Below are 25,556 nucleotides of genomic sequence, written 5' to 3'. Positions count from 1 at the left end.
TCATCGGTCGGTGGATGGCGCGGTCGAGGACGCATACCGGCTGAGGGAGTCGGCTGATTGTCATGTCCCGCGCAGGCATTGCGACGAGAATGGCTACCGGCGGTAACAGAGTCAAGAGTCCGGGACGGATGACCTGATGGAATGTCAGGTGTTGGGCGGGGTTGATCCGGGGGCGCCGCGGGCGGACGCCGGGGCTACTCGGCGCCCTCGTCCAGGACCGCCGCGACGCCCTGCGCGAGACAGGGGACCCGGTGCGCCGGGATCCCCGCGATGTTGACCCGCCCGGCCGTCGTCCCGTAGATGGCGAACCGGCTGCGCAGCCGCAGCATCTGGCGTGCGGTCAGCGGAAGCATCGAGAACATCCCCTTCTGCCGCGCCAGCACATCGGCCTGCGCGCCGCACCCCAGAGCGGTCAGTTCCGCGGTCAGCCCACGCCGGTTGTCTTCGATCCGGGCCCGCATCCCGTCCAGCTCGGCGCGCCACAGGGCTCGCAGTCCGTCGTCATCGAGGATCGCCGTCACCACCGCGGCCCCGTGCTCCGGCGGCATCGAGTAGAGGGTGCGGGCCGCGTTCTGCAGCGCCGTCTCCACGTGCCGCAGCGACTGCCGCGAGGCGCCGAGTACGACGGCGCAGCCGGTCCGGTCGCTGTACAGCCCGAAGTTCTTCGAACAGCTGATGGCGACGAGCATCTCCGGCACCCGCTCCGCGAGCAGCCGCGTGGCCGCCAGGTCGGCCTCCAGGCCGTCGCCGAGCCCGTGGTACGCGAGGTCCACGAACGGCACCCAGCCGCGCTCGGCGGCGAGCTCGGCCACGGCCTCCCAGGCCTGCGCGGACGGGTCGACCCCGGTCGGGTTGTGGCAGCAGCCCTGGAGCAGGACGACGTCGTCGCGCCGCGCCCCGCCGAGGTCGCGCAGCATTCCCGCCGTGTCGGAGCGGCCCTCGGCGTCGAGCCAGCCGTACGTACGCACGGTCAGCCCGGCGGCCTCCAGGATGGGCCGGTGGTTGACGTACGCCGGGTCGCTGATCCACACCGTCGTGCCCGGCCGGGTCCGGCAGATCAGATCGGCCAGCAGCCGCAGCGCGCCGCTGCCCGCGACGGTCTGGACGGCAACGGCCCGCTCGGCCGCGCCGCCGGGGCCCAGGACCAGCGACAGCATCGCCCGGTTGAAGGCGGCGTTGCCGGAGAGCCCCCGGTACTCCTTGGAGGCCGAGCGCTCCGCCAGGCGCATCTCGGCCTCGCGCACGGCCGCCATGACCGGGGTGCCGCCCGTCTGGTCGCGGTAGACGCCGAGCACGAGGTTCAGGCGCTCGGGCCGGGCGTCGGCGCCGTAGGCCTCGGTGAGGTCCCACAGCGGGTCGACGGGTGGCGGGAGGAGGAGCTCAAGCATGATCGGGAACCTCGGGCTGGATGCGGGGGAGGGGGCGGTTGCGCGGGCGCCGGTTGGCGAGGGCGACGCCCGCGGTGATGAGGGGTACGCCGACGAGCACGGCGGCGGTCGGCGACTCGCCGAGCAGGGGGATGGCGAGCAGCACCACGGCGACCGGGCTGAGGCTGCCCACGGTGGAGCTGCGCTCCGCGCCGAGGCTGCGGATGGCGAAGGCGTACAGCAGGCCCGCGCACAGGCCGACCCCCAGCCCCTGAACGACCAGGAACAGGGCGATGTCGCTCCCCGCGGCCGAGGCCAGGCCGGTGGGCAGCACCCCGGTCAGGACCAGGAGCGCCATCACCGCGAACGAGGGCAGGCACAGCAGGCCGATCGATCCGACGGGATCGAGGTCCACTTCCTTCAGCCCGACCGTGTACAGGGCCCACAGCCCGCTCGCGACGAGCAGGATGCCCGCGCCGGCCAGCACCTGCGTGTTCAGCGGGACGACGTAGCGCCAGACCAGGGCGACCACGCCGACCGCGATCAGCCCGAGGCCGGCCGCCTGCGTGCCCCGGGGCGCGCCCCGGCCGCCGGCGACCATCAGGGCGGAGACGAAGAGCGGGACCATCCCGGGGACGATGGAGCCGACGAACGCCGCCGAGGTCAGCGAGCCGCCGTACATCGCGGCCAGGAAGAACGGCACCCCGGCCCCACAGGCGATCTTGAGCGCGGTGGCCGGGCGGACGGCGGCGATCCGCCGGCGGCGCCGCCACAGCGCGGGCGCCAGGACGAGCAGCGGGACGCCGAAGCGCAGCAGGGCCGCGTCTGCGGGCAGCAGGGAGGAGGAGCTCAGGGCCCGGGCGCTGAGTGCGAAGGCGGCCCAGATCAGCACGGTCACGACCAGTGCCAGGGTGCCCTTCGCCTGCGGGGACAGGCGCGGGAGGCCGGCGGCGCGGGCGGCCGGCGGGGTCGCCGTCGCGGGTCCGGCATTCGTGGTGACCAAGGGGGCTCCTCCAGCCTCGGGGGGCCGGTTTCGGCCATGGAGCAACGCTAGGTCTTTTGCCGGGGCAGCCGATTGCCAGTTCTGCCTCTCGGACATACGTTTGAGGCAGGATCTGCCAAGAAGGAGCCGAGGAGGGGTGATGGACGCAGTCGATCTTCAGATCATCCGCGAATTGCAGGCCGACGGAAGGCTGTCCAACCAGGACCTCGCCGACCGGGTACGGCTGTCCCCGTCGCCCTGTCTGCGCCGGGTGCGGCGCCTGGAGGAGGCCGGCCTGATCCGCGGCTACACGGCCATGGTCGACCAGGTCGCCTTCGGCCTGCCGATCACGGTCTTCGTCCGGATCCGCCTGGACCGCCACACGAAGGAGGCGGTCGCCGTCTTCGAGGGGCACGTCGCGCTCATCGAGCACATCCAGGACTGCTACCTGATGGCCGGAAGTAGCGACTACCTGCTCCGGGTGGTGATCGAGAGCCTGGAGGCGTACGAATCCCTCGTCCGCAACCGGATCCACGCCATCCCCGGCATCGCGTCGATCGAGTCGAGCTTCGCCTTCGGCAGTGTGAAGCAGTCCAGGGTCTATCCGACCCCCACGTGAAATCCTGGCGGGGAACGGGCGGCTGACGGGGAAGTTTCCCAGGCGGTATGCAGGCTGGCGGCGTCGCGCTGCTGATCTGCGCGGCCGGCCGCCCCTGGTGCGCGTCGAACGCCCCGTCATGCGGCGATGGGCCCGCCTTTCCCGCCGACCGCCACACCGTCATCACCCCCGACTGCTCCGGCAGCGGCCGGACCCCTCTGCACGCGGACGAGCTGAGCCGCTTCTCCCTCGGCGCGGTCGTCGCGGCCGCCGTCGCGGCTTAGTGCCCCGAACTCGTCCGCCGGCTCGTCGTCATCAACGGCTGGGCCCGCAACGACGACCCGCGCCGGCAGCTGCCCACCGACCTGTGGCGGCGGCTCCCGGCCGTCGACGAGGAGGCCTTCGCCGCGTACAGCGCGCTGCTGATCTTCTCGCGCCACCCTTCCTTGCCGTCTTCGGCAGCGAGGGCGTCAAGGCCACCGTCGCCGGGGTCAAGGCCGAGGAGCGGACGCTGCAGCAGATCGAGCTCGACCGCCATGTCGACATCACCGACCGGCTCCCCGCCATCACCGCCCCCACCCTGGTCATCGGCTCCACCCGGGACGTACTCATCCCCGTGGAGCACTCGCGGGAACTGCACGCGGCCGTGGCTGGCGGCGAGTACGCGGAGCTGGAGAGCGGCCGTGTGGTCATCTTCGAGAAGACGGCCGAACTCGTCGAGCTGCTCACCGGATTCCTCGACCGGGACCGACCGCGGCCGTTCGTCTCCGCGGGGCCGGAGCGGGAGCACCGGCCCGCCCGCTCCGGCCGCACGGCTTCGCTCCCCGGCAGCCCGGAGTCCCTACTCTCTGTGACGGTCTGCGACAGCTGTGGACCTCTGTGATTCCCAGGCCGTACGACCTGCGTTGGATGTCCGCATTTGCCCTGACTTGGTGGGTGAACAAGATCACTCTCGGCAAGGGATTGCGCATGGATGTCAGGACCTGGGGCAGGCGGCCGGATCGTGTCGGTGCAACCGGCAGGGGGATTCAGAGGACGAAAGGCAATACGCAACGTGACCGCAGCACAACAGAGCATCCACGTGGGCGGAGAGTGGCGCGCAGCCCTCTCCGGCGCCACGCGCGAGATCATCGACCCCGTCGACGCGACCGCCTTCGCGGTCGTGGCGGAGGGCGGCGTCCAGGACACCGACGAAGCCGTGGCGGCGGCACGGGCCGCGTTCGACGACGGTGCCTGGCCCCGTACGCCGGTCGCCGAGCGGGCCGCCCTGCTGCGGCGGGTCGCCGCCCTGCTGGAGCGCGACCGCGAGCGGATCGGCGCCCTGGAGAGCCAGGACGCGGGCAAGACCCTGGAGGAGGGCCGCATCGACGTCGACTGCGTCCGCGACGCCTTCCTCTACTTCGCCGACCTCGTGGCGAACGAGAACGGCGGACGGGTCGTCGACGCAGGCTCCGACGAGATCCGCAGTGTCGTCGTGCACGAGCCGGTCGGGGTCTGCGCCCTGATCACGCCGTGGAACTACCCGCTGCTCCAGGCCAGCTGGAAGATCGCGCCCGCCCTCGCCGCCGGCAACACGTTCGTGATCAAGCCCAGCGAGATCACTCCGCTGACCACCGTCGCGCTGATCGAACTGCTGCTGGAGGCCGGACTTCCGCTCGGCGCGGCCAACATCGTCACAGGTCCCGGCGGCACGGTCGGTGCCCGGCTCGCCGAACACCCCGATGTCGACCTCATCTCGTTCACGGGCGGTCTCGCCAGCGGCACGAAGGTTGCCAGGGCGGCCGCCGACAGCGTGAAGAAGGTCGCCCTCGAACTGGGCGGCAAGAACCCCAACGTCGTGTTCGCGGACGCCTGTTCGACGCCCGAAGCGTTCGACACCGCCGTCGACCAGGCACTCAACGCCGCCTTCATCCACAGCGGCCAGGTCTGCTCCGCCGGCTCCCGCCTCATCGTCGAGGAGCCGCTGCGCGAGCGCTTCGTCGCCGAGCTCGCCCGCCGGGCCGAACTGATCCGCCTGGGGCGCGGCACCGACGAGGGCGTCGAGTGCGGCCCGCTCGTCTCCGCGGCCCAGTTGGCGAGGACCGAGGAGTACGTCGCCTCCGCCCTCGCCGAGGGCGCGGTCCTGCGGGCCGGCGGCGAGAAGCCGGCCGGTCCCGGCTACTTCTTCCGGCCCACGGTCCTGGACCGGTGCCACCGCGGCATGCGCGTCGTCCGCGAGGAGGTCTTCGGCCCCGTCCTCACCGTGGAGACCTTCCGCACCGAGGAAGAGGCCGTCGCCCTCGCCAACGACACCGAGTACGGACTCGCCGGAGCGGTGTGGACCTCCGACGGGGACCGTGCCCGGCGGGTCGCGGCCCGGCTGCGTCACGGCACCGTCTGGATCAACGACTTCCACCCCTACCTGCCGCAGGCGGAATGGGGCGGCTTCGGAAAGTCCGGCATCGGCCGCGAACTGGGCCCCGGCGGTCTCGGCGAATACCGCGAGGCCAAGCACATCTACCAGAACCTCGCCCCGCGCCCCGTGCGCTGGTTCGCGGGCGCGACGGAGAAGGACCAGGCATGAACGACCAGCACGTGTACGACTACGTTGTCGTCGGCGGCGGCACCGCGGGTTCCGTGATCGCCTCCCGGCTGACCGAGGACCCGGACGTCAGCGTCGCCGTCATCGAGGGCGGCCCCAGTGACGTCGGCCGCGACGACGTCCTGACCCTGCGCCGCTGGATGGGGCTGCTCGGCGGTGAACTGGACTACGACTACCCCACCACCGAGCAGCCCCGGGGCAACTCGCACATCCGCCACAGCCGTGCGCGGGTGCTGGGCGGCTGCTCCTCGCACAACACCCTCATCGCGTTCAAGCCCCTCCCCTCCGACTGGGACGAGTGGGCGCAGGCCGGCGCCGAGGGGTGGGACGCGGCCGCCATGGATCCCTATTTCGCCCGGCTGCGCAACAACATCGTCCCCGTCGACGAGGCCGACCGGAACGCGATCGCCCGGGACTTCGTCGACGCGGCGCAGACCGCGCTCGGTGTGCCGCGCGTCGAGGGCTTCAACAGGGCTCCCTTCCACGAGGGCGCCGGCTTCTTCGACCTTGCCTACCACCCGGAGAACAACAAGCGGTCCTCCGCCTCCGTCGCCTATCTGCACCCCTTCCTGGACCGGCCGAACCTGCACATCGCCCTGGAGACCTGGGCGTTCCGGCTGGAACTGGAGGGCACCCGCGCCACCGGCGTGCACATCCGTACGAAGGAGGGCGCGGAGCACGTCGTACGCGCCCGGCGCGAGGTCCTGGTGTGCGCCGGGGCCGTGGACACCCCGCGCCTGCTGCTGCACTCCGGCATCGGGCCGCGCGCCGACCTGGAGAAGCTCGGCATTCCCGTCGTGCACGATCTGCCGGGCGTCGGCGAGAACCTGCTCGACCACCCCGAGTCGGTCATCGTGTGGGAGACGCACGGTCCGATCCCGGAGAACTCCGCGATGGACTCCGACGCCGGGCTGTTCGTCCGCCGGGATCCGCAGGCCGAAGGCCCGGACCTGATGTTCCACTTCTACCAGATCCCCTTCACCGACAACCCCGAGCGCCTGGGCTACGAACGGCCCGCGCACGGCGTGTCGATGACCCCGAACATCCCCAAGCCGCGCAGCCGTGGCCGGCTCTACCTGACGAGCGCCGACCCCGAGGACAAGCCCGCCCTCGACTTCCGGTACTTCACAGACGAGGACGACTACGACGGCCGGACCCTCGTCGACGGGATCCGCATCGCCCGGCGGATCGCGGCGAGCGAACCGCTGGCCGGATGGCTGAAGCGCGAGGTCTGCCCGGGGCCCGAGGTGACCTCCGACGAGGAACTCGGCGCGTACGCCCGCCACGTGGCGCACACCGTCTACCACCCGGCCGGGACCTGCCGGATGGGGGCCGTCGACGACGAACTCGCCGTCGTCGCGCCCGACCTGAGGATCCGGGGCCTCGACGGCATCCGGATCGCCGACGCGTCCGTATTCCCCACCATGACCGCCGTGAACCCGATGATCGGCGTCCTCATGGTCGGCGAGAAATGCGCCGACCTGCTGGGAGGCACACCCCGATGAGCACTGCCAACACTGCGCCGCACAGCGCAACGACCACCCCGCCGCAGGCACCTGCGGAACCCGTCTTCTCCGTACGCGACCTGTGGAAGGTCTTCGGCCCGAAGGCCGACCGCGTGCCCGCCGACAAGGAACTCGCCTCCCTCGACGCCGCCGAGCTGCGCGAGCGCACCGGCTGCACCGCCGCCGTCCGCGACGTCTCCTTCGACGTCCGCAAGGGCGAGGTCTTCGTCGTCATGGGCCTGTCGGGCTCGGGCAAGTCGACGCTCGTACGCTGCCTGACCCGGCTCATCGAGCCGACCTCGGGCGCGATCTCCATCGACGGGGAGGACGTGCTGTCCATGGACACCGGCCGGCTCCGCGAGCTGCGCCGCCACCGCGCGGCGATGGTCTTCCAGCACTTCGGGCTGCTGCCGCACCGGACGGTGCTCGACAACGTCGCCTACGGACTGGAGATCCAGGGCGTGGGACGCGGCGAACGGCGCGAGCGGGCGGCGGAGTTCGTCGCCAAGGTCGGCCTGGACGGCATGGAGCACCGCAGGCCGAACCAGCTGTCAGGCGGCCAGCAGCAGCGCGTGGGCCTTGCCCGCGCACTCGCCGTGGACCCCGAAGTGCTGCTGTTCGACGAGCCGTTCAGCGCGCTGGACCCGCTCATCCGACGGGACATGCAGGAGGAGGTCGTACGGCTGCACCGGGAGGAGGGACGCACGATGGTCTTCATCACGCACGACCTGAGCGAGGCGCTGAAGCTCGGCGACCGCATCGCGCTGATGCGCGACGGCCGGATCGTACAGCTCGGTACGCCGGAGGAGATCGTGGGCGCCCCCGCCGACGACTACGTCAGGGACTTCGTCCGGGACGTGCCGCGCGAACAGGTGCTGACCGTCCGCTCGGCCATGCGCCCCGCCCTCGCCGGCGAGCACGAGGCCGGCCCCGCGCTCGACCCCGGTGCCACCGTCCACGAGGCCATCGAGGCCGTCGCCCGTACGGGCGAGAACGCGCGGGTCGTGGAGGACGGCCGGTGCCTCGGCGTGGTCGACCACGCGGGACTCCTCGGTGTCGTCGCCGGGGTCCCGGTCGCGACGGGAAAGGCGGTGGCCTGATGTACGCCCATACGACCTGGCCGCCGCCGGGCGGCACGACCGGCTCCGACGCCGGACGGTGGGGCCGATGACCACCACCGCCACCACCCCTGCCACCACGGGCTCCACGGGCTCCACGGGCTCCACGGGCTCCACGGGCTCCACGACCGACTCCTCCGACGCCGGGCCCGGCGCGCTGCGCGCGCTCGTGCGCCACCGCGGCCGGCTGATCGGCGCGGGCGCGGCCCTCGCACTCCTCCTCGGTTCCCTGCTCCTGGGCGGCGGCAGCTGGCCGGCGTCGCTCGCCGTCGACCTGTCCGGGCCGCTCGACCGCGCCAGCGACTGGATCATCGACAACCGTGACGGCCACCCGCTGTTCCTCTACTTCCTCGGGCACGTCAGCAACCTCGTGGTCGTGTCCGTCCGCGCGGTGTACTTGGTGCTGCTCGCCCTCGGCTGGGCCGGCGTCACCGCCGCCGCCGGGCTGCTGGCCTGGCGTGTCGCGGGAGTCCGGCTCGCGCTGACCTCCACCGCCGCCTTCGCCGTGTGCGGACTGCTCGGCATGTGGGTGCCCACCCTGCAGACGCTCGCCCTGATGGTGGTCGCCGTGGCCGCGTCCGTACTGCTCGGAGGCCTCCTCGGGCTGGCCGCAGGCCTGTCGGACCGCATGCACCGGGTCCTGCGGCCCGTGCTGGACACCATGCAGGTGCTGCCGGCTTTCGCGTACCTCCTGCCCGTCGTGCTGGTCTTCGGCATCGGCGTGCCCGCCGCCGTCCTCGCGACCGTCGTCTACGCAGCCCCGCCCATGGCCCGCCTGACCGCACTCGGGCTGCGCGGCGCGGACGCCGGAGTCGTGGAGGCCGCCACCTCCCTCGGCGCCACCGGCCGGCAGCGGCTGCTGACCGCCCGGCTGCCGCTGGCCCGCAAGGAACTGCTGCTCGGCGTCAACCAGTCGATCATGATGGCGCTGGGTATGGCCGTGATCGCGTCCGTCATCGGCGCGGGCGGCCTCGGCGACCGCGTCTACCAGGCGCTGGCCTCCGTAGACGTCGGCGCCGCGCTCGCCGCCGGTGTGCCGATCGTGCTGCTCGCCATCGTCCTGGACCGGGTCACCGCCGCGGCGGGGGAGCGGATCGGCGCGGCCGAGGCCGGCCGGTCCCGGCTCGGCTGGGCCGTCGCGGCCGCGGTGACCGCCGCCGTCGCCCTCGGGGGGCGCCTGACCGGCCGGCTCTCCTGGCCCGACGGGTGGACGGTGCACATCGCCGAACCCGTCAACCGGGCGGTCGACTGGATGACCGCCCACCTCTACTCCGGGGTGCCCCTCGTCGGCGGTACCGCCGACTGGGCGGGGCACTTCACCACCTGGGTCCTCAACCCGCTGCGCCACGGCCTGCAGTGGCTGCCCTGGTGGGCGGTCCTGCTGACCGTGGGCGCCCTCGCGCTGCTCATCGGCACCTGGCGCACCGCCGCGACCGCCGTCCTCGCCATGGCCGCGATCGGCGTGCTGGGCGTCTGGGACCCGGCGCTCGACACGCTGTCCCAGGTACTGGCCGCCGTCGCCGTGACGCTGCTGCTCGGCTTCGCGCTCGGGGTCGCCGCGGCCCGCAGCACCCGACTGGGACGCGCCCTGCGTCCGGTCCTCGACGTCTTCCAGACGATGCCGCAGTTCGTGTACCTGATCCCCGTCGTCGCCCTGTTCGGTGTGGGCCGTGCCCCGGCTGTCGCCGCCGCCGTGGTCTACGCGCTGCCCGCGGTGGTCCGGATCACGGCCCAGGGAGTGCGCGCCGTGGACCCGGCCGCTCTGGAGTCCTCGCGCTCGCTGGGCGCGACCGGGCGCCAGCAGCTGTTCCAGGTCCAGCTGCCGCTGGCCCGGCCCGCACTGCTGCTGGCCGTCAACCAGGGCGTCGTGCTGGTCCTCGCCGTGGTCGTCATCGGCGGTCTCGTGGGCGGCGGAGCGCTCGGCTACGACGCGGTCTTCGGTCTCGCCCAGGGCGACCTGGCGACCGGCCTGGTCGCCGGTGCGGCGATCGTCTGCCTCGGCCTGGTGCTCGACCGCCTCACCCAGCCGACGCACCGCCGCGACCCCGCCGGAAAGGGGGCCTGAGATGGCTCGCACACGCACACGCACACGCACTCGCACTCGTACACGCATCACCGCGGCCCGTACCCGCTGCGCCGCCCTCGCCGCCGCCGTCGCCCTGACGGCCCTCACCGGCTGCGGGGCCGCCGACATGACCCGCCAGGCTTCCCCGTACGCCGACGCGAAGGGCTCCCGCACGGTGACGCTTTCCGTGCAGTCGTGGGTGGGCGCGCAGGCCAACGTGGCCGTCGCCCAGTACCTGCTGGAGCACGAGCTCGGCTACCGGGTGGACACCGTCCAGATCGACGAGGTACCCGCCTGGGACGCGCTCAGCCAGGGCCGGGTCGACGCCATCCTGGAGGACTGGGGCCACCCGGAGCAGGAGAAGCGGTACGTCGACGACAAGGCGACGATCAAGCGGGGCGGCGATCTCGGGGTGACCGGCCACATCGGCTGGTTCGTGCCGACGTACTTCGCCGAGCAACACCCGGACGTCACCGACTGGAAGAACCTCAACAAGTACGCGAACGACTTCCGTACGGCGGAGAGCGGCGGCAAGGGCCAGTTGCTGGACGGCTCCCCGTCCTACGTGACGAACGACAAGGCGCTCGTGAAGAACCTGGGCCTGGACTACCAGGTCGTGTTCGCGGGCTCGGAGGCTGCGCAGATCACGCAGATCCGGCAGTTCGCCAAGGAGAAGAAGCCGTTCCTGAGCTACTGGTACAACCCCCAGTGGCTGTTCGAGAGGGTCCCGATGACGGAGGTGAAGCTGCCCGCCCACGAGGAGGGCTGCGACGCCGACCCGGAGAAGGTGGCCTGCGCGTACCCGCACACCCCGCTGCAGAAGTTCCTCAACGCCCGCTTCGCGGACGGCGGAGGTGACGCCGCCGCCTTCCTGAAGAAGTTCCGCTGGACGACCGAGATGCAGAACGACGTCGCCCTGATGATCGCGGAGGAGAAGCTGGCGCCGCAGGAGGCGGCCGCCCGCTGGGTGAAGGAGAACGAGGCCACCTGGCGGGCCTGGCTCCCGTCCTGACCTGGGAGCGGCTCACTCGGGCGATCCCGCGCACGATCACGCGTACGAGGCCGCCAGCTCGCTGCTGCGGTCGCGAGCGGCTTCGAGGGCCGCCATCAGGGCGGCCCGTACGCCGTGCCGTTCCAGCTCCCGCACCGCGCTGATGGTGGTACCGGCCGGCGAGGTGACCGCCTCACGGAGCTCGACCGGGTGCGTACCGGAGTCGCGCAGCATGACCGAGGCGCCCACGGAGCTGCGGACGACGAGCTCGTGGGCCTTGTCCCTCGGAAGCCCCAGCAGGACGCCCGCGTCGGTCATCGCCTCGACGAGGAAGTAGAAGTAGGCGGGTCCCGACCCCGAGAGGGCGGTCGCGGCGTCCTGCTGGGCCTCCGGCACGGTGAGGGTGTGGCCGACGCCGCGGAACAGCTCCGCGGCCTGCTCCACGTGCTGCTGCGAGGCGTGGCTGCCGCCCGAGAGGACGGTCATCCCCTCGTCGACCAGCACCGCCGTGTTGGGCATCGCCCGGACCACCGCGACGCCGGCCGGGACCCGTTCCTCGAAGAAGGCCGTGGTGAGCCCGGCCGCCACGCTGATCAGCAGGGTCCCGGGGGCGATCGCGGGGGCGATCTCCTCCAGCAGCGCGCTCATGTCCTGCGGCTTCACCGCGAGGATCAGCACATCGGCCCACGCGGCGGCGTCCGTGTTGCCCAGCGCCGCGATCCCGTGGCGCGCCTCCATCTCGGCGGCGCGCTTCTTGCGGCGGCAGGTGACCCCGAGTGCCTGCGCCGGCCAGCCGGAGCGCAGCAGGCCGCCGAGGAGCGCCTCACCCATCTTGCCCGCGCCGAGCACGGCGACCTTGCACGTCATGACTTGCTCCCTCGTGGTGGAAGTGACGGAAGAGAAGAAGGGGCCGGCCGGCCGGGTCACGCAGTACTCGTCTCCGCGTACGTGTACGCGTATGGGTGCGCGTGCGCGTGCGCGTGCGGTGCGAACAGGGCCACGTCCTGCGCGCTGACGACCTCGGGGTACGCCATGGCTCCCGGCCCCTCGTCCGGTACGGGGAACCCGGCGAGCAGCCGGACCAGATCATCGGAGGCCAGCCGGGCGAGGCCGCGGGCTACGGGCCTGCCCGCGCCGTCGGTGAGGTCCACCGGGTCGCCCGCCGTGAACTGCCCCTCGACAGCGGTGACTCCGGTCCACAGCACGGGCCCGCCGTGCTCGCGCACGTCCCGCACGGCGGCGGCGTCGAGGACGATCCGTCCCTGCGGCGCCGTGGCGTGGGCGAGCCAGAACAGTTGCTCGGCGGGCCGCTGCCGGGCGGCGTGGAAGTACGTTCCCGTCTCCCCGCCCGCCAGCGCCCGTGCGGCGTGCCGGGCCGCGGCCAGCACCACGGGGATTCCGGCGCTCGCAGCGGTCATCGCCGCCTGGACCTTGGCCCCCATGCCGCCCGTTCCCACTCCCGAGCGTCCCGGGGTGCCCGTACGGATCCCGGCGAGGTCGGCGGGTCCGCGGATCTCGGCGATCGGGCGGGTTCCGGCGGACAGCGGGTCCCCGTCGTACAGCGCCTCCACGTCGGAGAGGAGGACGAGCAGGTCCGCGCCGATCAACTCGGCGACCAGCGCGGCGAGCCGGTCGTTGTCCCCGAAGCGGACCTCGTGGGTGGCGACGACGTCGTTCTCGTTGACGACCGGCACGATCCCCATGTGCATGAGCTTCTTCAGGGTGCGCCGGGCGTTGTGGTAGTGGTCTCGGCGGGTGATGTCGCCGGCGGTGAGCAGCACCTGCCCCACCTGGATGCCGTACCTGCCGAACTCCGCGCCGTACGTGCCCATGAGCAGCCCCTGGCCGACACTGGCGGCGGCCTGCTGCTCGGACAGTTCATCGGGCCGCGCGGTCATGCCCAGCGGGGCCAGTCCCGCCGCGACGGCGCCGGAGGAGACCAGCACGACGCTCTTGCCCTGCCGGTACAGCCCGGCCAGGACCTCGACCAGGGCCGCCGGCCGCCCCGGATCGAGCCGTCCGGAGGCCGAAGTGAGCGAGGACGAGCCGATCTTGACCACGATCCGGTGGGCCCCGGCCACGTCCGCACGTTCGATGCGCGGATCGCCCGGCGCGGTTTCGGGTGTCACGGGAACTCTCCTCGGGGGCAGTGGGGAGGTGGCTGCGGGGCTCCGATTCATTCATGCGCCATTACCTTTTCCTTCCCGTTCTCCGGGAACCGTTCGGGACCGATTCGGTACCCGCCTGCCCCAACTTTGCGGGGCATCAGCAGGCCCGTAGCGCAAAAACAAAGAAGGGAGTACGGAGTACGGTGTATTCGTCATTCACTGAGAAAATGGCACAACCGGATCTGATAGATCTCGGCGACGGAATATATGTCCTCCGGTTCGAGGTCATGAAGGTGACGTCGGTCTACCGGGCGGTCAAGGAGCTCCTGGCGCGCGGGGTGATCCGGCACGGCCAGACCCTCGTCGACAGCTCCAGCGGTATCTACGGCCACGCACTCGCCCTGGTCTGCCGGGAGCTGGGGCTGAAGTGCCACGTCTTCGCGTCCGTCGCGGTCGACGACGGGATCAAGACGCAGCTCAAGTACCTCGGTGCCACCTACGACCAGGTCGGCGGCGGCGGAGGCAACCTCCAGCACGACCAGGAGGCCCGCGTCCGGCTCGTCCACGACTACCTCCGGCGCAACCCGGACGCGTACTGGATGCAGCAGTACCACGACGACGTGCACTACGCCGGCTACGAACACGTCGCGGAACTGCTCCTCAAGGAGCTGGGCTGGGCCGAGATGACCCTGGTCGGCGGCGTCGGCACCGGTGCCTCGACCAGCGCGATGAGCCGCTACCTGCGCGAGTCGTGCCCCAACGTCCGGGTGGCCGGCATCCAGCCGTTCGGCAGCCGCTCCTTCGGCTCCGAGAACTTCCCGCTCGACGGGTTCATCATCGCCGGCATCGGCAGCGGGATCCGCTTCGACAACATCGACTACAGCGCCTACGACGACATCCACTGGGTCGACTTCGACGTGTCGGCCGCGGGCTGCCGCCACCTGCTCTCCACCACGGGCGTCTTCGCCGGGCTGTCCGCCGGTGCCGGCTGGCAGGCCGCCCGGTACATCCGCTCGACCGAGCCCTCCGGCGGTCCCGTCGTCTTCATGGCCGCCGACCCCGGACACCGCTACATCAAGCAGGTCTTCCCGCCCGACGGCCCGCTCGTCGAGGACCCCGAATACCGGCCCGTCGTCATTTCCGCACTGGAGGAGATGACCGGACCCTGGTGCACGATGAACTGGGGCCGAAGGCAATACAGCGTCCAGGACGACCTGCCGGTGCTCGCCCTGCAGGGCTGAACGGCCCGCGGGGCGCAATGCCCGCACGGCCGACCCGGGATCGCCGAATTCCACCGTAAAGAATCAGAGGCCGCACCCATGACCGATGTCGCCATCATCAACTATGGCGCCCAGCACGACTATCCGGCCATGCTCCACGAGCTGGCGGACGGGCTCCACGTCTTCAGCCACAACCCGCTCGCGCACACCGCGGGGCTCGGCTCCTACGAACACGTAGAGGACTGCGAGTTCGTCCCCTACGCCGAACTGCGCATCCGGCAGCTGGCACGGACCCGGTCCTTCTCCCACGTCATCACCGACAACGAGTACGACCTCGAACGGGCCGCGCGCATCCGTGAGGACCTCGGCATTCCCGGCCAGTCGGCGCGCAGCGCAACGCAGTTCCGCGACAAGGTCGTCATGAAGCAGACGGCGGGCCGCACCGTCGCCACCCCGCGCTACGCCCGGCTGGCGACGATCGTCGACCTCACCCGGTTCATCGACGAGAACGACTACCCGGTCGTCGTCAAGCCGGTCAGCCAGGGCGGTTCGCGCGACATCGTGGTGCTGCGCGACGAGGACGACCTGATGGCGTTCAGCCGCCGCCACTGGCGCGAGGACCTCATGGTCGAGGACTTCGTCCACGGCGAGATCTACCACGTCGACGCGATCCTGGCACCGGGCTACCGCTTCGTGGCCTCCTCCCGGTACCTGCGCGACTGCCTCGGCGTCCTCTCCGGCCAGAACAACGGCTCCCTCCAGCTCGACCCGGGCGGCAAACTCTCCCAGCGGCTGGAGGAGTTCCTCGACCGGGTCCTCGAATCCTTCGACACCCCGGAAACCGGCGCCTACCACCTGGAGGTGTTCCGCACGCCCGAGGACGAGTTCGTGCTGTGCGAGATCGCCTCGCGCGTCGGCGGCTCCCGCATCCCCGCCCTCACCCGCCTCACCTACGGCCTGGATCTGCACGCCACCTGGCTGCGGCTGTCCTGCGGTCTGCCCGTCGACCCCGCGCCGACCGCCCCGCCGGCCGAACTCCGCGGCTCCATCGGCATCGTCCCCCAGGGCCGACCGGTGCGCGCACCGCAGACCCTGCCGTTCGACTGGGTCGAGCACTACCAGGTCAACGAGCAGCTCGCGCTCGGCGCCGTGGCACAGAACAGCACCTCAAACCTCTGCTTCGCCCTGGTCCGCGGAGCCGACACCGCCGAGGTGGAGCAGCGTCTGCTCCAGGTCGAGGAGTGGATCCTGAACCACCTGATCGAAGCCGACGGACCCGCCCGGCTCCCCGCGTCGTGAACGCCTGGCGAGAGGCGTCGCCCACCGCGCGCCTCCTGCTGGTGGCGGTGCTCTTCACCGGCCTGACCACGTTCATGTTCCTGCCCCTGCTGGCCATCGAACTGACGGCGCGGGGCATTCCGGCGGGCCGCACCGGCTTCCTGGTCGGTCTGCTCGCCTTCTCCGGCCAGGCGTTCTCGCTGCTGACCGGGCTGCTGGTCGACCGGTTCGGCGCCCACCGGGTGATGTCCGCCGGCTTCCTCCTGCGCGTCCTCGGCTACGTGCTCCTCGGGCTCGGCGGCGGCAGCGCTCCGGCGCCGCTCCTCGCCGGGATCGTCGCCGTCGGGGTCGGCGGTTCGCTGCTGGGCCTGTCGACCAAGACGCTGTTCGTCTCGCAGGACGGCACCGACCCGCGCACGATGCTCGCGCTGCGCTCGACGTTCGTGAACGTCGGTGTCGTGGCCGGGCCCGCGCTGGGCGCCGCGGTGTACCCGCTCGGGTTCGGCTGGATCCTGGCGGCCTGCGTGCTCTCGCACCTCGTTCTCGGCACCCGCCTGCTCCTTCGACGGTCCGTGACGGCCTCCCGGTCACGGCCCGCCGCGGGACGGGCCCCCGCCCCCGCCCGGGCGGCGGACGGGGCGCTCGCCCCGCCGTGGACACTGCGCCAGTGGCTGCCCCTGTGCGGGCTGGGGGTCGCGTACTGGGCGATCTACAGCCAGCTCAACGTCCTGCTCCCGATCACCGCGAACGAGATGACCGGCAGCACCGCGGCGATCTCGGTGGTCTTCACGGTCAACGGCCTGCTCGTCGTGGTGTTCCAGTACACCCTGCTGCGCCACGTGTTCCGCCGCGCCACCGCCCGCACCCTGCTGGTCCTCGGCTTCCTCGCCTTCGCCTGCGCCTACGCCACGCTGATACCGCTCGCCGGGTGGTACTCGCTGCTCGCCTTCGTGGTGCCGGTCACGCTGGCGGAGATGCTGATCGGCCCCAGCCTCGACGAGCAGGCGGTCAATGCCGCCGCCACCCGCCGCACCGGAATGGCACTGGGCGCGATGAGCGCGGCCGGAGCCCTGGGCAGCCTCTTCGGCTCCAGCGCGGGCGGCTACCTGCTGCAGAGCGCGCAGGGCGGCAGCGAGGTGTGGCTGCTGCTCGTCGGATCCTCCCTCGCCGCCGCGGCGATCTGTCTCCTCCTACCGAAAGTGCGTACGCGCCATGTCTGACACACAGCCGACCGCCGTGCTGCTCAATCCCCGCAGTCATGTCCTGGCCGCGGCCCGGAAGCTGGGCGCCGCCACCGTGACCGTCCCCGAACCCGGCAGGCCACTGCCCGCGGACGGACCGGGACTGGCCTTCCACTCCCCGTGGACGACCGACCCCGAGGACCTCATCGACCGGCTCCGGGCCCTCGACCTGACCGCCCCGGTCAGCTGCTTCGGTTTCGGCGAACTCGGCTGCGTCGTGGCCGCGCTGGTCAACCAGCGCCTCGGCTGGCCCGGCAACCCGCCCGAAGCCATGGAGGCGTTCAAGGACAAGGCGAAGCTGCGGTCCGCCGTCGCAGACCGGGCCGGCGCGCCCGTCGCGTACCGGCTGTGCACGGAGAAGGGCGAGATCCGCCCGGCCGTCGAGAACATCGGCTACCCCTGCATCGTGAAGCCGGCCGACGGCACCGGCAGCGCCGGGGTGCGGCAGCTCGCGGGACCGCAGGATCTCGACACCTACCTGGACTCACTGGACTTCAAGTCCCCGCATCTCGTCGAGGAGTTCCTCGTGGGGACCGAGTACAGCGTGGAGGCGATGAGCTCGTCCGCGGGCCACCGGATCCTCGCCATCACGGAGAAGGCGACCACCGGCGCCCCCGGATTCGTCGAGACCGGCCACACCCTGCCCGTACGGCTCGCCCCGCAGGACGAGGAGGCCGTCGAGGCTCTGGTCACCGCGACCCTGGACGCGGCGGGCTACCGTACGGGCCCCTCGCACACCGAGGTCATGCTCACGGCCGAGGGGCCCCGCCTCATCGAGTCGCACGGCCGCCCCGGCGGCGACCGCATCAGCGACATGCTGGACCTGGCCCTCGGCGAGGACCTCTTCGAACAGGCCATGGCCGACTCCCTCGGCCTGCCCGTCCCGGGCGCCCCCACCCGCGACCGCGTCGCCGGGATCCGCTACGTCACCTTCGACCGTACGGCGCCGGTCACGGTCACGGACGCGGAGACCGCGAAGGTGGCCGCCCTGCCCGGGGTCACGGAGGTCGCCATCGCCGTCCCGGCGGGCCAACTCCCCCCGGAGGTGCACCGGTCCGGGGACCGGCACGGCTTCGTGGTCGCCTTCGGCGCGAACCGCGAGGAGCTGGAGAGCCGTCTCGACCTGGCCGTACGCACCCTCACCGCCGGCCGCTGAGCCTCCCCGCCCGCTCCGCCACTTCTTCCCTCCCCACCCCCCCCGCACACCAACAAGCCAGCGCCCGAAAGGCACTTCCATGTCGTACAAGATCCTGGTCCTCGTCTCCGAGGCGGCGAAGTTCCGGCTCGACAACCACTCGATCATTCCCAGCGCCCTCCACCGCGAGGGGCACGACGTCCACATCGGCGACATCGACACCCTCTGCCTGCACGACAACATCGTGGTCGTCGACCGGGTGCAGCTCAGCGAGGAGTACCTGACCGGCCACGACTTCCCGGCGCTGAGCGAGTCCTACGCCTCCGCCGAGGACTTCGACCTGGTCTGGGTCCTCACCGGCACCCACCCCGAGGCGCTCGCCGACTCCTTCCAGCTGCTGTGGCTGCTCAACCAGCGCGTCCCCTTCGTCAACGACGCCTCCGCCCTCTTCTACCTCAACTCCAAGATCACCCTCAGTGCGGCGGTGCCCGCGGAGCACCTGCCCGCCTCCTACGTGTCGAACGACTTCGAGTACCTCACCGAGCTGGTCGAGTCCGACGAGAACCGCACCTGGGTGCTCAAGCCGACCAACGAGGGCTGCGGCGCCGGCGTGTACTTCGTCAACAAGAACGAGCGCAACCGCCCCGCACTGCTCCAGGCCGCCACCGGCAACGCCGTTCCGCGCTACGAGATGTACAGCCGCAACATCATCGGGCTCTCCAAGCGGTACACGGCCGTGCAGGAGTACATCCCCAACGTCCGCAGCAACGAGAAGCGCGTGATCATCGCCGGCGACGTCCCGGTCTGCGGCTTCCGCCGCTTCCACTTCGAGAACGACGACCGCGCCAACGTCACGCTCGGCACCAAGTTCGAGGGCCTCACCCTCACCCCGGAGGAGGACGAGTTCGTCCGGGCCCTGGGCAAGCGCATGATGGACCTGGGCATCTTCTACTCCGGCATCGACATGGCGTACCCGTACATCATGGAGTTCAACCTGGTGAACCCCGGCGGGCTCAACTACTCCTTCCGGGCCACCGGCGTCGACCAGTCCTCCGAGACCGTCAACGCCGTGCTCGCCGCGCTGCGCGCCGCCGGGAAGATCTCGTGACCGCCTGGTCCTCGCTCGACCCGCGGGCCACCGCCGCCTGGACGGAGTTCGCCGCCACCGGCGCGGCCGACGCGGACAACGAGCGATTCCAGAAGCGGCTGCACCGCCCCGGCTGGGTGCACGCGTATCCGCCCGTGGTCTTCCACGGGGCCGCCGCCGACGAGGTCACCGACCTCGGCCTGCGCCTCGCCGAGCTGGTCTCGGACTTCCCGCGCCGCGCCTTCGGCGACGACCTGGAGGCCTGGGCCGCGTACCTCGGCATCCCCGCCGAGGACGCGGAGCTGATGATCAGCGCGCTGCGCCACCCGCGCACGGGCCGCACGGCCACGGCGGTCATGCGGCCGGACCTGGTGGTCACCGACGACGGACTCCAGCTGGTGGAACTGAACGTATCCACTCCGATGGGCGGCATGAGCACGATCGCCCCCTACACCGAGGCCGCCCTGGACTCGGACTACGCCCGCTTCCTCGCGGCGCGCGGCCTCACCCCGGGAGCCGCCGCCACCTCGCACGTCTGGCTGGACATGTTCGTCGGCCTGCTGCGGGAGCACGACACGGAGCGGCCGCTCCACGTGTTCGAGGCGATCGCGAACCCCGCGGACTCCGACTCGGGCCGGCGCTTCTTCGTCGACATGATCCGCTCGGGAGGGTACGAGATCAGCTGCGGCCTCGTCACCGACCTGGAACTCGACGAGGAGGGCGCCTCGTTCGAGGGCAAGCGGATCGACGTGGTCGTCACCATGTACACCTGGCACGAGACCAAGAAGCACGTCCCGCCCGCCCTCACCCGCAGGCTGATGGAACTCGACATCGCAGAGAAGATCGACTTCATCGGCGCCCCGGCGACCGCCCTCCACGACAACAAGGCCAACCTGGCCCTGCTCACCGAGCCGGAGTTCGACCACCTCCTGAGCGACGAGGAGCGGGCCCTGGCGCGGGCGCACGTCCCGGTGACCTTCCGGCTGCGGACGGACACCCTCGACCGCGCCCTCGCGGAGCGCGAGGAGCTCATCTGCAAACCCGCATCGGCCTACGGGGGCAAGGACCTGGCCTTCGGATTCGCCCAGGACGACGGTCAGTGGTGCGCCCTGCTGGAGCAACGCCTCGCCGACCCGCGCGAGACCTACGTCCTCCAGCGGCGGCTGCGACCCGCCGTCGTCGACGTGCCCGGAGCCGACCCGGCCGGGCGCGAGGTCGTCCTGGCACCCCTGGTCTTCGGCGGCCGCTTCGCCGGGACGTTCCTGCGCCAGGCCCCGCCGAGGTCCGCCTCGGCGATCAACGCCTCCAGCGGCGCGGAGGCGGCCGGGGTCCTGACCTTCGACACCCCCTGACCCGCACCCCCATCCCCCGTCGTTCGCACACAAGGAGTTCTGTCGGATGCTAAGGATCGCGGTTCCCAACAAGGGCTCCTTGTCCGAGCGGGCTTCGGCCATGCTGAGGGAGGCCGGTTACCAGCAGCGCAAGGAGGCCAAGGAGCTCGTCCTGGTCGACCCCGGAAACCAGGTCGAGTTCTTCTACCTCCGCCCCCGGGACATCGCCGTGTACGTCAGTGCGGGGCGGCTCGACCTGGGCATCACCGGCCGCGACCTGCTGCTGGAGTCGGGTGTCAACGCCGAGGAGGTCCTGGCGCTCGGCTTCGCCCGCTCGACGTTCCGCTACGCGGTCAAGCCCGGCTCGGCGCGGGACACGGCCGACTTCGACGGCATGACGATCGCCACCTCGTACGAGAACATCGTGGCCAAGCACCTGGCGAACAGCGGCATCCAGGCCTCGGTCGTCCACCTCGACGGCGCCGTGGAGACCGCCGTGGAGCTGGGCGTGGCCCAGGTGGTCGCGGACGTGGTGGAGACCGGAACCTCGCTGCGCAACGCCGGTCTCGAAGTGATCGGCGAACCCATCATGGAATCGGAGGCCATCCTCGTCCGCCGCCCGGGGACGCAGGATCCGAGGGCCCTGCAGTTCCTGCGGCGCCTCCAGGGCGTCCTGGTGGCCGGCGCCTACGTGATGATGGACTACGACTGCCGCGCCGAACACCTGGATGACGCCGTCGCCCTGACCCCCGGGCTCGAAGCGCCCACCGTCTCCCCGCTGCACAACGAGGGGTGGGTCGCCGTCCGGTCCATGGTCCCGGCCAAGGACGCGCAGCAGATCATGGACGGCCTCTACGCACTGGGTGCCCGCGCGATCCTCACCACGGCGATCCACGCCTGCCGACTCTGAGGAGTCAGCATGTGAGCGGGTGGCGGGCCAGGAACCGGGCCAGGGCCTCGGCGACCGGCCGGGACCGTTGGACGTGGAGCAGGTGGCCCACTCCGTCGATGACGCACTCCTCGGCATCGGGCACGTTCGAGCCGAGGAACGCGGCGACCTCGACCCACAGCGGTTGGGTGTCGCTCCCCAGCATGGAAAGCACCGGCTGGCGGATCCGCGCGGCGTCGGCGGGCCCGAACCGCCATTCGGCCAGGGCGGGGAGCTCGACCCCGAAGAACGTGTCGGCGTCCTTGACCGCCTGCTCGATGCTGCCCGGCAGGCGCTCGTCGAGCAGGGCCCGGCAGCGGTCCCGGTCCGTTCCGCCGACGAGGGACAGGAACAGTCCGATGGCGAGTTCCGGCTCCCCGTCGGCGTACGCCTGGAACGCCGGCGCCGCCTGTGCGAAGAACGCCTCGCCCGCCGGCACCGACAGCAGGGAGAGCTCCAGCAGGGAGACCGTGGCGATGCGGTCGGGGTGGTCCATGGCCATCTGGGCGGCGACCGCCGCGCCGCTGGAGTGCCCGGCCACGTGGGTGCGGTCGATGCCGAGGTGGTCGAGCAGCGCGATGGCATCGGCGGCGTGGTCGGCGATGGCGACCGCCCCGAGGGTGTGGGTGCTGCCGCCCCAGCCCCGCTTGTGGTAGCGGATGAGCTGGTGGTGCTCGGCGAGTGCCGGTTCGGCCATGAGCGGGACGAACCCGTCGGCGAGGACCGGGCTGATGAGCAGGACCGGCTCCCCGGCTCCGCGGATCTCGTATTCGAGCTGGATGTCGTTCACCGTGACGGTGTCCATGATGTCCTCCCATGAGGTTGTGGCTCACCATGGAGGCGTAAGCGGGACGATTACCGCCGTAAACCGACCAGACCGGGATCGAGGACTGCGCGTGATCCATGCCACCGGGGACGCAAACGCCCTGGCGCGGGCGCGGAACGCTGCGGCCTGCGGAGCGTGGACGGACGCCTACGCCGGGTATCTGGCGGCCCGGGAAGCGGGCGGCCTCGGTCCGTCGGAGCTCGCCGAATTCGCCGACGTCGCGTATGCCGCCGGACATCTTGACGTCACGATCGAGACCTGGGAGCAGCTCCACGGCGAACTGTCCCGGCTCGGCGAGGACGCCGCCGCGGCCGGGGCCGCCGTACGGGTCGCCATGCACCTGCTGTTCGACACCGCGCTCATGGCACCCGTACGAGGGTGGCTGCGCCGCGCGGAGCGCCTCCTCGATCCCACGGCGGTGACCGGAGCGCACGCGTGGTTCGCGGCGGTGCGCGCCTTCGAGCGCTTCCTCAGCGGTGACCTCGAAGGGGCCCGGGACTGGGCCGAGCGGGCGATCGAGACCGGCTCGCACACCGATCCGGCGGCAGCGGCGGTCGGGCGCGTGGCCCAGGCCCGGCTGGTGATCCTCGACGGCGATGTCGAACGGGGTCTGGAGCTCCTCGGCGACGCCGGCACAGCGGCCATGTCCGGCGACCTCGACCCCCTGTCGACCGGGGTCGTCTACTGCGAGGTGGTCTGCGCACTGCAGGGCCTGGCCCAATACGAGCTGGCCGAGGAGTGGACCGAGGTGATGGAGCGCTGGGCGCACACGAACGCGATCGGCAGCCTGCACGGCCGGTGCCGGGTGCACCGGGCCGAGATCCTGCGCCTGCGGGGCCAGTGCGCGAGCGCCGAGCAGCAGGTGCTGCTGGCCTGCGACGAGCTACGCCCCTACGTGCGACGCGAGCTGGGCTGGCCGCTGACGGAACTGGGCCGGATCCGGCTGCGGCGCGGCAACCTGACCGGTGCCGAGGAGGCATTGCGCGCCGCACATCGCCTCGGGTGGGATCCCGAACCCGGTCTGTCGCTCGTCCGGCTCGCCGGCGGCGACGTCGACATCGCCGCCGACGCGATCCGGGAGGCACTGGCCCGGCCGCTTCCGGTGCCGTCGAAGGAGCTGCCGCCCACCTCCGAGCTGCGGCGGGCACCGCTGCTGGACGCGCAGGTCAGGATCGCCGTTGCCCGCGCCGACCTGGACACGGCGCGGGTCGCGGCCCGCGAGCTGGACGAGGTGGCCGTCCGCTTCGAAAGCAAGGCGCTCGCCGCATCGGCACTGCGGGCCCGCGGGGAGGTCCTGCTCGCCGAGGGCGATGCGGCCGGCGCGTCGGCGTTCTTCGCCGACGCCGTCCGCGGCTGGAACGAGGTCGGTGCCCCCTACGAGACGGCCGAGTGCCGGCTTCGGCTCGCGGACGCGCAGCGCGCCCTGGGCAACCTCCGGGCCGAGACCCTTGAGCGGGAGGCGGCGCGTACCGAGCTCGAACGGATCGCCCGCGCGCCCGCGGCCGGCGAGCCGCAGCCGGGCGCCGAGCCCGTCACGGCCGAGCCGGACACGTTCGTCCGGGAGGGCGAGTACTGGAGGGTCGTCTTCGACGATCGGCGCGTGACCGTCCGCGACAGCAAGGGCATGCACCACCTCGCCCGGCTGCTCGCCGCGCCGGGCCGGGAGTTCCACGTCCTCGACCTGGCCGCCGCCGACACCGCCGACCCCGCCGTCGCCGCCGGGCTCGCTCGGACCGGTGACGCCGGTCCCCTCCTGGACGACCGCGCCAAGCGGATGTACCGCCGGCGGCTCGCCGAGATCGAGGACGACATGGAGGAGGCCCGCAGCGACAACGACATCGCCAGACAGGAGCAGGCCGAACTCGAACGTGGATTCCTGATCGACGAGCTCGCCCGGGCCGTCGGGCTCGGCGGGCGCGACCGGCACGCCGGCGCCGCCTCCGAACGGGCACGCTCCGCCGTCACCCAGGCTGTGCGCAAGGCCATCGGCCACCTCCGCGACGCCTCTCCGGAGCTCGGTGACCACCTCGACCGCACGATCCGCACGGGGACCTACTGCGTCTATGTCCCCGATCCGCGCGTCCCTTCCCCATGGTCCCTCTGACGCATGAGGGCGGCGCCTGAAGAGGTTCGCGGGGATGAATCGATTCGTCTGCCATGTGCGTCAACCCCACGCGAAATATGCCAGGTTGAGAGGAACCTGAACCTGTTGCGGTACGTGTCCTTCTGGCTACATACTGTGATTGCTTCCACCGCCTTCCGCGTGATGGGAGCGCTCTCGCACGAGTCTCGTCGTCGCCTTGAAGAGGAGTGCCATGCCTCGGTTATCGGCGCGAGATGTAGTGGCTATGGCGGCTCAACCCGTCCTGCTGCTCGCCGCCGTCGCCGTCTTCGCCCTCACCGAGTGGCGCGGATGGGCACCGGGTATGGCTACCTTCCTCTTCCAGTTCGCGGTACTCGGCCTTCTCGTGGTGCTGGAGTTCCTGATCCCGTACAACCCCTCGTGGCGGCCCGACCGCCAGGAGTGGGGGTACTACGCCGTGTACTACGTCCTCACCGCGATCGGGGGCGCGCTCGGGCAGAGCCTGGTGCTCTTGGCCGTCGGCGCGGTGGCGAATCCGTATCCGTTGCTTCCGCTGTGGGGTGAGATCCCGCTGGCACTCCTGCTCGGCTCCCTCGCGAGCTACGCGGTGCACCGGGCCGGACACACCTACGCATGGCTGTGGCGACTGCACGGAGTGCACCACGTGCCGGGCAAGGTCAACGTCGCCAACAACGGTGTCAACCACGTGGCCGACGTGGTCATTTCACAGGGCTTCGTCCAACTGGCCCTCGCGCTGGTGGGATTCTCCGAGCGCGCGGTCTTCGGGGTGGGGCTCTTCGTCGTGGCGCAGGGCTACTTCGTCCACGCCAATATCCGGGTGCGGCTCGGGCCCTTCAACCATGTCCTCGCCGGTCCCGAGCAACACCGACTGCACCACAGCACCGACCTGTCCGAGGCCGGTCACTACGGCTCCGACCTGTCCGTATGGGACAGACTCTTCGGCACCTTCACCTGGCGTCCCGGCCGTGAGCCGGCGGCGGTCGGACTGACCGATCCCCGCGCCTTCCCGGCCACCGGTCGCATTCTCAACACGCTCGTCCACCCCTGGCGCCGCTCCGCCGGGTGACGGGTCTCCGCTCTCCGCACCATCT

22 protein-coding genes are annotated in these 25,556 nt (G+C 71.6%); 17 read left to right on the top strand and 5 right to left on the bottom strand.

The window, feature by feature from the left end:
- Positions 1-194 precede the first annotated feature (194 nt).
- Together ACIQU4_RS32330 and ACIQU4_RS32325 are read right to left on the bottom strand one after the other, a co-directional pair.
- Positions 195-1,388, bottom strand: coding sequence for an aromatic amino acid transaminase (locus ACIQU4_RS32330; protein ID WP_403738308.1), 1,194 nt, complete (start codon positions 1,386-1,388; stop codon positions 195-197).
- A complete protein-coding gene (locus ACIQU4_RS32325; protein WP_403738307.1) occupies positions 1,381-2,370 on the bottom strand; it encodes an EamA family transporter in 990 nt (329 codons plus the stop codon). The genes ACIQU4_RS32330 and ACIQU4_RS32325 overlap by 8 nt, the downstream gene beginning before the upstream one ends.
- A gap of 139 nt (positions 2,371-2,509) precedes the next feature.
- On the opposite strand from ACIQU4_RS32325, the gene ACIQU4_RS32320 reads away from it, so the two are divergent.
- From ACIQU4_RS32320 to ACIQU4_RS32285, 8 genes are all read left to right on the top strand, one after another.
- Positions 2,510-2,968: an Lrp/AsnC family transcriptional regulator gene (locus ACIQU4_RS32320; RefSeq protein WP_403738304.1), complete on the top strand. Its 459-nt coding sequence runs from the start codon at positions 2,510-2,512 to the stop codon at positions 2,966-2,968.
- Positions 2,969-3,015: 47 nt separating this feature from the next.
- A complete protein-coding gene (locus ACIQU4_RS32315; protein WP_403738302.1) occupies positions 3,016-3,231 on the top strand; it encodes a hypothetical protein in 216 nt (71 codons plus the stop codon).
- A gap of 83 nt (positions 3,232-3,314) precedes the next feature.
- Positions 3,315-3,830: an alpha/beta fold hydrolase gene (locus tag ACIQU4_RS32310; RefSeq protein WP_403738300.1), complete on the top strand. Its 516-nt coding sequence runs from the start codon at positions 3,315-3,317 to the stop codon at positions 3,828-3,830.
- 171 nt (positions 3,831-4,001) lie between these two features.
- Complete coding sequence (locus ACIQU4_RS32305; protein ID WP_403738298.1) at positions 4,002-5,510, top strand: aldehyde dehydrogenase family protein; 1,509 nt, start codon at positions 4,002-4,004, stop codon at positions 5,508-5,510.
- The gene (locus ACIQU4_RS32300) at positions 5,507-7,033 is read left to right on the top strand and encodes a GMC family oxidoreductase (RefSeq protein WP_403738296.1); all 1,527 of its coding nucleotides are present in this window, start codon (positions 5,507-5,509) and stop codon (positions 7,031-7,033) included. The genes ACIQU4_RS32305 and ACIQU4_RS32300 overlap by 4 nt, the downstream gene beginning before the upstream one ends.
- Positions 7,030-8,133 (top strand): glycine betaine/L-proline ABC transporter ATP-binding protein, encoded by a 1,104-nt coding sequence (locus ACIQU4_RS32295; RefSeq protein ID WP_403738293.1) that lies wholly within the window; start codon positions 7,030-7,032, stop codon positions 8,131-8,133. The genes ACIQU4_RS32300 and ACIQU4_RS32295 overlap by 4 nt, the downstream gene beginning before the upstream one ends.
- Before the next feature lie 67 nt (positions 8,134-8,200).
- Positions 8,201-10,216, top strand: a complete 2,016-nt coding sequence (locus ACIQU4_RS32290) for an ABC transporter permease (protein WP_403738290.1) — start codon at positions 8,201-8,203, stop codon at positions 10,214-10,216.
- Between the two features lies 1 nt (position 10,217).
- On the top strand, positions 10,218-11,228 hold the full coding sequence (locus ACIQU4_RS32285; RefSeq protein ID WP_403738288.1) for an ABC transporter substrate-binding protein: 1,011 nt from the start codon (positions 10,218-10,220) through the stop codon (positions 11,226-11,228).
- 36 nt (positions 11,229-11,264) lie between these two features.
- Here the strand turns inward: ACIQU4_RS32285 and proC are convergent, their stop codons facing one another.
- Both proC and proB read right to left on the bottom strand, forming a co-directional pair.
- Positions 11,265-12,074, bottom strand: a complete 810-nt coding sequence (proC, locus tag ACIQU4_RS32280) for a pyrroline-5-carboxylate reductase (RefSeq protein ID WP_403738285.1) — start codon at positions 12,072-12,074, stop codon at positions 11,265-11,267.
- Positions 12,075-12,130: 56 nt separating this feature from the next.
- Positions 12,131-13,288, bottom strand: a complete 1,158-nt coding sequence (gene proB, locus ACIQU4_RS32275; RefSeq protein WP_403738598.1) for a glutamate 5-kinase — start codon at positions 13,286-13,288, stop codon at positions 12,131-12,133.
- Between the two features lie 254 nt (positions 13,289-13,542).
- On the opposite strand from proB, the gene ACIQU4_RS32270 reads away from it, so the two are divergent.
- The 7 genes from ACIQU4_RS32270 (at position 13,543) to hisG (ending at position 21,517) form a co-directional block, all read left to right on the top strand.
- Complete coding sequence (locus tag ACIQU4_RS32270; protein ID WP_403738282.1) at positions 13,543-14,556, top strand: pyridoxal-phosphate dependent enzyme; 1,014 nt, start codon at positions 13,543-13,545, stop codon at positions 14,554-14,556.
- 78 nt (positions 14,557-14,634) lie between these two features.
- Positions 14,635-15,834 carry an acetyl-CoA carboxylase biotin carboxylase subunit family protein gene (locus ACIQU4_RS32265; RefSeq protein WP_403738279.1) on the top strand — a complete coding sequence of 400 codons (1,200 nt, stop codon included), beginning with the start codon at positions 14,635-14,637 and terminating at the stop codon, positions 15,832-15,834.
- Positions 15,831-17,033 carry an MFS transporter gene (locus tag ACIQU4_RS32260; protein ID WP_403738277.1) on the top strand — a complete coding sequence of 401 codons (1,203 nt, stop codon included), beginning with the start codon at positions 15,831-15,833 and terminating at the stop codon, positions 17,031-17,033. The genes ACIQU4_RS32265 and ACIQU4_RS32260 overlap by 4 nt, the downstream gene beginning before the upstream one ends.
- Positions 17,026-18,210 carry an ATP-grasp domain-containing protein gene (locus ACIQU4_RS32255; protein ID WP_403738274.1) on the top strand — a complete coding sequence of 395 codons (1,185 nt, stop codon included), beginning with the start codon at positions 17,026-17,028 and terminating at the stop codon, positions 18,208-18,210. The genes ACIQU4_RS32260 and ACIQU4_RS32255 overlap by 8 nt, the downstream gene beginning before the upstream one ends.
- A gap of 79 nt (positions 18,211-18,289) precedes the next feature.
- Complete coding sequence (locus ACIQU4_RS32250) at positions 18,290-19,297, top strand: RimK family alpha-L-glutamate ligase (RefSeq protein WP_387283222.1); 1,008 nt, start codon at positions 18,290-18,292, stop codon at positions 19,295-19,297.
- Positions 19,294-20,628, top strand: coding sequence for a hypothetical protein (locus tag ACIQU4_RS32245; RefSeq protein ID WP_403738271.1), 1,335 nt, complete (start codon positions 19,294-19,296; stop codon positions 20,626-20,628). Before ACIQU4_RS32250 ends, ACIQU4_RS32245 begins: the two co-directional genes overlap by 4 nt.
- Before the next feature lie 46 nt (positions 20,629-20,674).
- Positions 20,675-21,517 (top strand): ATP phosphoribosyltransferase, encoded by an 843-nt coding sequence (gene hisG / locus ACIQU4_RS32240; RefSeq protein WP_403738268.1) that lies wholly within the window; start codon positions 20,675-20,677, stop codon positions 21,515-21,517.
- Positions 21,518-21,521: 4 nt separating this feature from the next.
- Here hisG and ACIQU4_RS32235 read toward each other — a convergent pair whose 3' ends face one another.
- Complete coding sequence (locus ACIQU4_RS32235) at positions 21,522-22,340, bottom strand: alpha/beta fold hydrolase (RefSeq protein WP_403738265.1); 819 nt, start codon at positions 22,338-22,340, stop codon at positions 21,522-21,524.
- Between the two features lie 91 nt (positions 22,341-22,431).
- Here ACIQU4_RS32235 and ACIQU4_RS32230 point away from each other — a divergent pair, with 91 nt between their 5' ends.
- Complete coding sequence (locus tag ACIQU4_RS32230) at positions 22,432-24,465, top strand: transcriptional regulator (protein WP_403738262.1); 2,034 nt, start codon at positions 22,432-22,434, stop codon at positions 24,463-24,465.
- Between the two features lie 244 nt (positions 24,466-24,709).
- The gene (locus ACIQU4_RS32225; protein WP_403738258.1) at positions 24,710-25,531 is read left to right on the top strand and encodes a sterol desaturase family protein; all 822 of its coding nucleotides are present in this window, start codon (positions 24,710-24,712) and stop codon (positions 25,529-25,531) included.
- Positions 25,532-25,556: the final 25 nt, after the last annotated feature.

It is taken from the genome of Streptomyces sp. NPDC090741 (genome assembly GCF_044769045.1).
Classification (GTDB): Bacteria; Actinomycetota; Actinomycetes; order Streptomycetales; family Streptomycetaceae; genus Streptomyces.
Note: the sequence above shows the minus strand (reverse complement) of the source record. Positions and strands in the feature narration are given on the sequence as shown.